Source organism: Micromonospora sp. NPDC051141 (genome assembly GCF_044455765.1).
Lineage (GTDB): Bacteria > Actinomycetota > Actinomycetes > Mycobacteriales > Micromonosporaceae > Micromonospora.
Window position 1 is genome coordinate 45,491 of the sequence record NZ_JBITFD010000026.1, and the last position, 7,032, is coordinate 52,522.

Consider the following 7,032-nt stretch of genomic DNA (forward strand, 5'->3'; position numbering starts at 1 on the left):
CATCCCGGCGCGGTGTTGGCCGCGCGTCGACGTCTGGCACGAGTTCTGCGACAGGCGGGTGGTCGATACCCGGCCGTAGATGACCGGGATCGTCCCGGTCGAGTGTCGGCAGAATGTCGGAGACGACCGCCTGCTCTTACCGACATCCCTGGCGCCCGAGGAAAGTGGCCACGCCGCCTCGTCCAGCCAACTACTGGGGCCGGTCGGTCCACGGGGCTCGGATGGCCGCCCGAGCCCCGTGGTGCACCTCGCACCGACCGCTACCGGCCGCAGTTCAAGTCTCTGGCCCCGCGGCGAAGGCCTGACGTGGCTAGAGCGTGATCTACAGCTCGCTGAGGATGCGTTCGCGTTGTTCGGCGTACTCGCTGTCGCTGATCAGGCCGTCGCGGTAGATCGCGGCGAGCTGGCGCAGCCGTTCGGCGATGGGGTTGGGTGATGTCGGGTCGTTGTGCGGGTACGTGGAGCGGTTGTCGGGATCCGACCCGACAGCCTGGTGAGAGCCGGGCTGGTCCGAGCGGGTAGTCGTCGGGTCGACGGCGCCGGCGATGCTCCAGAAGCATTCGTCGAGGGCGGTCGCGTTGCTGGCGGCGGTGCTGAGGTGTCGCAGGGTCTCCGGTACGCAGTCCAGGACGGCGGCCAGGCGGGTGGCGTGCGCGGCGGTGGGCACCAGGCGGCCGGCGAGGATGTCCATGGTCACGGTGACGGCGATGTCCGCGCGGCTGGCCAGTTCGGTGGAGGACACGCCGACCACTTCGGCGTAGGCGCACAGGTAACGGGCCAGGGCCCGTCTCGCCGGTGGCGCCTGAGCGTCGATGGAGGCCACCAGGAGCCCGAAGTGGATCCGGCGCCGGGCCAGCGGCGGTTCCGGCAGGTCGATGATCGGCTTGCCACGCAGCGTGGGCGCGGCGATGAACTCCAGGTAGGCGCACTGGCGGGCGTAGTCCTCGCGCAGCGTGGCGACATCCGCGGCGATGGTTTTGACCCGTAGCAGCTCGTCGCGGGTCTGGTGGAACTGCGCTTCGAGCTGGTTGGCGCGTCGTATCTCGTTGTTTCGGCCATTCTCCGAGGTCCGCAGGTTCTCCAGGTAGCGGGCGGTCTCGTCGCGGAGCCGGTCCTGCAGGCGGGCGAGTTTGCGCTGCAGGACCGGCACGGCCGGCTCGCTCTCGGGCACGTTGTCCTGGCCCAGTTTGCCCGGCGGGCGGCTGACCGGGCCGTTGTAGCCGTAAGGCCGGTGACCGCGGGCGCACTCGTACCACCCCGCGGCGAGCGCCCGGATGCTGGCGGTGTCGCAACTGTCGGGCAGGCACCCGATGATCAGCTCGGTCATCTCCCATGTCGGGCCGAGGCGGTAGCGACTGAGCTGCTCGGACAGCTTCTGCCGGTTCAGGCCCGGGAAGTCCAGGCGACGTTTGCGGGCGTTGCGGATGATGGCCGACTGCCCGCCGATGCCCAGGTAGTCATCGATGAGGCCACGCACGTACAGGGTGTATTCGGCGGCTTCGGGGTTGGCGCACCGACGGCGGATCGTGGCCTCGTCGACGGCATACGGGCGGGCGTTGCGCGACGGCGGGCGGCGGGCGGCGGTACTCATGCGGGTCGTCCTCGATGCACGAGAGGTGGCCCGGCAACGGCGATGTTGTCGGGAGTCTGCCGGGTCCTCTTTCCCGACGTTGGAGACGCCGAGGAGAGTTACCGGTGCCGATCAGTCCTGACTGCCTGGTCGGTCAGGGTGCTCCGCGCACGTCGGTTGGCCGCCTGATCAGCGCGGAGCACCCGCCATCTATACATGATGCGAGAAGGCGGTGACAGAGTGCAGCACCTGGGCAGGTTGCGGCGCGTAAAGACGGTCATGAGCGCACCTGGTGTGCGCCCTCATGTCCTCGGCTCCCGGGAGAAGAGTCGCCCAGCTCAACCCGGCCGGCACCAACCCCAGCACCGTCGTCCAAGGCGCTGGACGAGACGCCCACGTCCGTGGACGCCCCGCTGATCCGCCCACAGGCTGAGACGCCGGCGAAGGACCGGCCCATGACCGGGGCATGGTCACACGAGGGTTCTAACGAGAAATCCAACGAGGATCGCAACGACGGGCAGCGCTCGCCTGAACGCTGCCCGCTGTTCATGCCATCTGCACTGGTGGCACGGTGTCTGCCCGGCCGGCGGAGCGGGGCCGACTGATAAGAGATATCCCTCCTGCGGCCACACCCCGCGGAGGCCGCGCGCAAGCCCCGGTCTCAACCGCCCTCAGCACGGCCGAAACCGTCAGCGCCAGCGCGGCGAACCACGGAACGGGCCGTGGCGGCGGCTACGTTCCCACCGTGGACGACGTGAACAGCCTGCGGTCGACGGCGACCGCCTTCGCCGAGCAGCACGCCCTGGTCGTGGTGCCCGTTGTGCCGGTGCATCACCTCGGGCCCGAGGTGCGGCTCGACGGGGAGGACATCGACCTGCCGGGTTTCCTGACCCTGGCGCAGCGGATGAGTGCGCCTGCCCTCTACGTGGCGGTCGACCCGTTCGACCCCGACGACGACCTGGTGGACGACCCGCCCCGGCACCTGCTCGCCCGCCGTGGCCAGTTGCAGGGCATCGAGGTGGCGTTCGTCGCCGGGGGTGTCGTGCACTTCTGGGAGCACACCGTGTCCTGGTACGCCGAGTGGGAGGCCCTGATCACCGCCACCTACCGCGGCCTCGTGAACGAGGACGACGAAGGTCGGCCGCGGTGGCTCAGCGAGCGCGAGAGCGAGGAACTGGCCGAGCCGGCCGTGCAAACCTTGCTCGCGATGCGGCAGTTCCGTGCCGAGAAACCAGGCGGCGGCCGGTACCGGTTCGCGCAGCAGCACCTCCCCGACGACCTCGACGAGCGGGTCACGAGCACGGCGGTGCGACTGGCCTGCGACCGCGCCGACGAGGCGGCCCGCCAGCGGTACGCCGACATCGACGAGCACTACGAGCAGCTCGCCGCGGACCTGCTCGTCGATCCGGCCTACCAGCGGGCCGGCTCCGCCGCCGCCCGTAAGCAGGCCGCCGAGCGGTTCCTCACCGCCTGGGCCGATGGATGGGCCCCACTCGCTGTCGCCCGGGATGAGCTGCACGCCCGCGCCCAGCGGCTGGCCAAGGCGGGGGCCCGCCCACCGGCGCCCTACTGACAGCGCAGCGACAGACCCGCCGTCGGCTGTCCGAGGGCTCACCGGTGCCGTCCGGCCCTGCCGGCGTTGCCGTTTGCTTCGGACCCGAACGGCAACCCCGCTCTCGCTCACAGCCCAGGTCAGGCCGCCTGTGACAGAAGTCGGTCGACAGGCGACTGACACTGTCTGTGTCACCGGAAGGTGGCCATAGGCAGCCAGAATCGCGGGAGGGCGTCATCGCCGTGTCGGATCGGGCGTTCGTGCAGCGGCTGCGGACCTCCGGCGGCCCGTCGCACGAGCTGCTGGTCCTGCTCGACACCCACCGGGTGCTGACCACCGACCAGTTGGCCCGCGCCACCGGCGCCCCGGTCCGCACCGTCCGCCACCGCCTGGACCGGTTACGCGGCGCCGGGCTGGTCGACGCGGTCCGACCCGGCCGGGAAGCCGGCTCCGCGCCGCGGCACTGGTGGCTGCGCGTCGCCGGGGCCCGCCTGATCGCCGGGACCGCGGCAGCGCCCGGCCGGCAGAAACCCTCCGGGCTGCACGTCGCCCACACCGCGGCGATCGGCGAGGCGTGGCTCGCGGTCCGTGACCACGGCCCGCCGGCCGGCCTGGCGCTGCGGCGGTGGTGGTCGGACCGGGCCGGCTGGCAGGAGTGGGAGACCACCCGCCCAGGTTGGGGCGCCCGGCTGCGCCGCCTGACGCCGGACGCGGTGCTGCTCGTCGACGTCGACCACGCCGGCGTCGTCGGCACCGCGGCCGCGTTCGTGGAGGTCGACCTCGCGACCATGTCGCAGGTGGTGCTGCGGGAGAAGGTGACCCGCTACCTCGCCTACGCCGCCGACCGGGCGTGGGAGGGCCGGTGGCCGCACTGCCCGCCGCTGCTGCTGCTGACCACCACCGAGGCCCGCGCCGCCACCTTCCTCGCCGCCGCCGGCCGGCAGCTCGCCGCCGCCCACCGCGACAGCGGTCTGGTCCACGGCGGGCAGGCCGGCCGGGACCTCGCCGACGCCCGCGCCCTGGTGATCGCCGCGTGCGGTCTGGTCCGTGACCCGACCGCCGCCGTCACCGACGCCCCGGTGTGGCTGCTGCCCGGCGAGGCCGCCACCCGGACCAGCCTGCCCGAGCTGCTCGTCGGCCGGATCACCGCGCAGGCCCGCGCCCAGCACCACCTGGACCAGGCCGCTGCGCAGGCGGCCCGCCAGGACCGCGTCGACGCGTTCCACGCCATCTGCGACGACGCCGACGACGTCGCCCGGCTCCTGGAGGCCCCCGCCGCCGGGCAACTGCTCGCCCACTGGCCACCGGCCACCCGCCACCAGCGCCTCGACGACGCGCCCGACGTCGTCGACGCGCTCCTGGCCTGGTGGGCAGACCGCGACGACCCGACCCTCGCCGCCCGCGCCCGCACCGTCCTGATCGACCGGCACGCCGCCGCGTGGACCGCGCAGGCCGAGCAACTGCTCGCCGCCGCAGGTCACGACCATCCGAGGCTGCGCGCCGCCGCAGCCGCCCTGCAGGCCGGCCGGCTGCTCACCGCCCACGAACTCGATCGCTTGCGCCCGCCGCCCCCGCACACCCAGGAGCGCCGCCAGGAGGCAGCACTCGAGGACTACCAGGCCGTCCGCGACGACCAGGTCGCCGCGGTGTGGAACAGGCTGGGCTGGCGGGCCCGCCGCCGGACCACCCCCGCCCAGCTCGGCGCCGCACACGACCGCGAGCACCTGATTGTCTGCGGCACCTGCGCGATCGCCTACCCGCGCCCCGATCCCGACGGCCCCGACTGGTACGCCGGCGAACACTGTCCCCACTGCCACGCCGGCACCCCGATCCCGTACACCGACCGCGACCAGGTCCCCACCTTCGACGAGCGGCTCACCGCCATCCGCGTCCGCCTCGCTGCCGGGGGCAAGGCACCCATGCCCCCACCCGATCAGCCCGCCAGTTGAGCCGACCTTCCCGGCAGTTCCGGACCGCTACCAGCCGCCACCAGCCCGGCCCCGCTAACGCCCTCGCCAACCCCCCGCGTGATTCCCCGGAATCCCCCCAGGGTCGAACGGACAGGCATGTTCACCACTGGCCGCTGTTTCCGCAGCCCAGCCGCACGATGTGCCCTTACAGGGGACACACCCCCTTGCATTCTCCGCGCCCCGCAACGTCAGTGACGCGCCCGCGACCACCACCTACACGCGGCAGACCCCGAGAAGGTGGCCCCCACCTCGACGGACAACGCCGCCCCGCCGCCAGGACTGACCGCTCGTGACCCGGGCAGACCTGGCCTCCACTCGTCACCTCGATCATCTGACGAACGCACACCGACTTACACGGGCATGTTGGTCAGTATCTGTCGACCTGCGGCAACACCCCGTTGCTGGCGAGCTGAACTGCGCCGACACCACCGACCCGCCACGCGAGTTACGCAACCGGCCGGGGAAGCACCCACGGAACCACCGCAGGAAGCACGCGAGGAAGCATCCAGCCCGACCGTGCGCGGTGCAGCAAGTTATAGATCCTGTGCCAGGACCTCGGCCGCCAACTCGGCGTTAGCGGCTACGTCACCAACGCCGATCCCTGCCGGGAGCAAGACATCCGATCGTATGTAGCTGTCAAGGCCTGACCTGACCGTGGCTACCAGATGTAGGTGGGCCGGTGGCCTAGCCGCAGCAACCAGCAACTTCAGCAACGGGCCGGTCAGGGCCGGGTTGGAGGCCGGCATTGCCGCTTGTACTGCGGCCTCACGGAGAGGTCGGCAATGAGCAGCGCTGGTCAGGGCCGCGGACCGTAGGGCGGTGTAGCCGCTCGTGTCACAACCGGCTGGCCGGCTGGCAGACGTGGAACTCGCGCTGGGACTGTCCCGGACTGTCCGGGACACCCAGGAACGCTTGTGCCGGTCGGATGGCGGTTGCTGCCATCTAGGGAGTCGAAGCCGAGAGCAACATGCTGAGCACCCGGAGGAACCATGCAAGAAGCACGTAAACGCGCGATTGCGGCGGCGGCTATCACGGCAGCGATGGCCGTCCCGATGCTCGTCTCCGCGACCCCCGCCTCGGCGCACGCGACCTGCGGCTTCAACGTCTATGACAGAGATTCGAGCGTGCCGGTGCGGTCCACGCGCACCAACGTCAACGTGCGTACCGGCTCCAGCACTGGCTGCCCGGTCAAGACGGTGATCTACGCCGGTGATCTTCTGGACTTCCACTGCTGGACGCTGGGGAACGACGGGTACACCTGGACATTCCTGGAGGTGAAGGGCCAACAGGGGTGGGTTCGGGATGACCTGCTGCCCGGCAACGGCAGCAACGTCTCCTGCGCCTCCTGAAAGCTCAGATGAAAAGGCCGAGCCTGACCCGGATGGGGTCAGGCTCGGCCTTTTCACGGGCGAACCCATCAGCATCTGATCTTTACGTCACCGCCCGAGACGGATGCACGCGTGACGTGGCCGTGGACATCGAAAAGGACCTCAGCGTGTCCGTACTCGCTGACCTCTCGGCAGTGCCTCGACTGGGACACCGAATGACTCTTGCTGGCCCATGTGGGGAAGTCGGGATCGCCACTCTCGGTCGTGGTGAGGGCGTCGCCGCCGCCGGCAGGCAGGATGTTGCAGGCGCGAATGCGGTGACTCTGGCGTGGCCCGTTGATCCAGCACTCGGCGTGCAGCGCGCCGCCCCGGTCGATCAGGAGCTCCAGCCGGACAGTCAACTCGCCGTAGGTCATGCCATCTGCTGAAACCACAGCCGGCTCGAACAGACGAGCGCCCTGCTCCCGCCGTGCCGAAGACAGCCCTTCATTCGGCGCACTGGCGGAAACACCGAGCAGGGCGACGGCGAGTGTCGCTATCAACAGGATCTGACCAGGCCAGCCTCTCACTCTGGCCCGTCGCGCAGCCGGATACACGCCGCTGGCGGATGGT

The 7,032-nt window shown here is 70.9% G+C and carries 5 protein-coding genes; 3 read left to right on the plus strand and 2 right to left on the minus strand.

Annotated elements, in window-relative coordinates:
• Nucleotides 1-322: 322 nt before the first annotated feature.
• The gene (locus ACIA6B_RS31435) at nt 323-1,591 is read right to left on the minus strand and encodes a hypothetical protein (protein ID WP_396778953.1); all 1,269 of its coding nucleotides are present in this window, start codon (nt 1,589-1,591) and stop codon (nt 323-325) included.
• A 724-nt stretch (nt 1,592-2,315) separates the two neighbouring features.
• Between ACIA6B_RS31435 and ACIA6B_RS31440 the strand changes: the two genes are divergently transcribed.
• The 3 genes from ACIA6B_RS31440 to ACIA6B_RS31450 all read left to right on the plus strand — a co-directional run bounded on the left by ACIA6B_RS31440 (nt 2,316) and on the right by ACIA6B_RS31450 (nt 6,441).
• The gene (locus ACIA6B_RS31440) at nt 2,316-3,143 is read left to right on the plus strand and encodes a hypothetical protein (RefSeq protein WP_396778955.1); all 828 of its coding nucleotides are present in this window, start codon (nt 2,316-2,318) and stop codon (nt 3,141-3,143) included.
• A gap of 221 nt (nt 3,144-3,364) precedes the next feature.
• Entirely contained in the window at nt 3,365-5,071 is a 1,707-nt protein-coding gene (locus ACIA6B_RS31445) for a replication-relaxation family protein (protein WP_396778957.1), read from the plus strand.
• 1,010 nt (nt 5,072-6,081) lie between these two features.
• A complete protein-coding gene (locus ACIA6B_RS31450) occupies nt 6,082-6,441 on the plus strand; it encodes a hypothetical protein (RefSeq protein WP_396778959.1) in 360 nt (119 codons plus the stop codon).
• A 68-nt stretch (nt 6,442-6,509) separates the two neighbouring features.
• Here ACIA6B_RS31450 and ACIA6B_RS31455 read toward each other — a convergent pair.
• Nucleotides 6,510-7,032, minus strand: a 523-nt coding sequence (locus ACIA6B_RS31455; RefSeq protein WP_396778960.1) for a hypothetical protein, incomplete at its 5' end; no start/stop codon positions are given.